Annotated in this window: 1 pseudogene; it reads right to left on the bottom strand. The window is 70.0% G+C overall.

The annotated features are described in order from the left end of the window. Positions 1 to 907: pseudogene (locus BN1120_RS09800) on the bottom strand (BatD family protein); the annotation flags it as partial. Between the last annotated feature and the right edge of the window lie 86 nt (positions 908 to 993).

The following is a 993-nucleotide window of genomic DNA, read 5'->3' as shown; positions in this document are numbered from 1 at the left end:
GGGCCGGCAAGGGGGGCAGGCGGTTGCCATCCCCCCCTTCCATCACCAGGGTGAGGGTGCGGATCACCGGCTCACCCACCCTGGCCTGCGCCGGGCTGAACTGCTGGCGCAACACCAGGCTGCTCGCCACCGGCTCCAGGGGGGCCTTGTCCACCTTGATGAAGAGGGTCGCCGCCCTGGCGGACAGCAGATCCCCCGCGTTGCCCGGCGCGGTCGCACCGGCCGCATCCTGGTGCGGCAACCGCCCCTGAAAGCGGGGGGATTCGATGGGATGGAGCCCGGGCCCTTTGGCCTGCAGCAGCCATTTTCGCGTGAGACGCCCGGGCAGGCCGGGGCTGGCGGGAGAGTCCCAGCGGTCCTCGCCAAGGCGGCGAATGGTAAAGGCCGGGGTGATGGGCTCGCCGAGGTTGGGGGCCTCAAGGTTGGCAGGCAGCCAGAGGGTCAGCTCATAGATGAAGGGCTGGCCGGGGTAGAGATTCCCCTCATGGAGCACCCGGGCCTGCAGCTCGACCGGAGAGAATACCGGGTCTTGTGTAGGCATCAGGGTGCCGTCCAGGGAACGTGTCGGTACCGCCAGGGAGGGGGTGAGATCGGCGCCAAGGGGCAGGGAGGGCACCTGGCGCGGGCTGGTATCGAGCAGGTGCAGGGGGATCTGCCAGCGGGTCAGGCTGCGGCTCTGGGCACTGACCCGCTGGATACTGACCCGCCCGACCGCAAACTGGCGCAGCAGCGGTTGCAGGTTGAGATCCTCATCGCGGTACATCCCGTCGGCCTCGATGATGAGCAGCCAGTCGCGCTCGCTCGCCCCCGGCAACAGCTCGGCCTCGGCAGGAGCGGCCTGCACCCGCATGGCGCACAGGGCGAGCAGCAGCCAGCAGCCGATCCGGGGGGAGAGCAAGCGCTGCACGAGGATCACCAGGGCTCCTCCACCTTGATCAGGGGGCGGCGCAGGGCCTCCTTGCGAAGGCGCTGCTCCAGCAGCAGCACGGGGGG

It is taken from the genome of Aeromonas caviae, from assembly GCF_000819785.1.
Taxonomy (GTDB): domain Bacteria; phylum Pseudomonadota; class Gammaproteobacteria; order Enterobacterales; family Aeromonadaceae; genus Aeromonas; species Aeromonas caviae.
This window is presented reverse-complemented; position numbering and strand designations above follow the sequence as displayed.